This is a genomic window from Pyxidicoccus fallax, assembly GCF_012933655.1.
Lineage (GTDB): Bacteria > Myxococcota > Myxococcia > Myxococcales > Myxococcaceae > Myxococcus > Myxococcus fallax.
This window is the reverse complement of the sequence record NZ_JABBJJ010000781.1, coordinates 1-430: the sequence shown is the minus strand read 5'-3', so window position 1 is coordinate 430 and position 430 is coordinate 1. Positions and strand designations below refer to the sequence as shown.

Below are 430 nucleotides of genomic sequence, written 5' to 3'. Positions count from 1 at the left end.
CCGCGGACCCCCGTGGCCCCCGCGCTCGAGAAGGCCAGTGAGGTGCCGGACGCGCAGAAGCTCGCGCGCAGCGCCCAGGCCCTCGGTGTCATGCGCGAGGTGCTGCGCAACGTCATGGGCAAGGTGGAGGAGGCCCGCCGCACCAAGGACGTGGTGAAGCTCAACTGCGCCAACGAGAAGCTCACCCAAATCAAGGGCCTCGTGCACATCTCCGAGCGCGCGGAGACCACGCTCCAGGACGCCATCGCCCGCCGGGAGTCCTCCACCAGCGAGCACGAGTACACCAAGGTCATGATCGCCCAGCAGAAGGTGGGCCAGCTGCGCTCGGAGGCCGAGGAGTGCATCGGCCAGCTCGCCTTCCGCACCGACGAGAACCTCTTCGTGGAGGTCGAGGAGCCGGAGAACCTGCCGGGAGGGGACCCTACCCGCC

At 69.3% G+C, this 430-nt stretch carries 1 protein-coding gene; it reads left to right on the top strand.

Annotated features, from left to right (window positions below; genetic code table 11):
• Positions 1–430: hypothetical protein (locus HG543_RS54140; RefSeq protein WP_169352733.1), on the top strand; the 430-nt coding region annotated here is incomplete at both ends.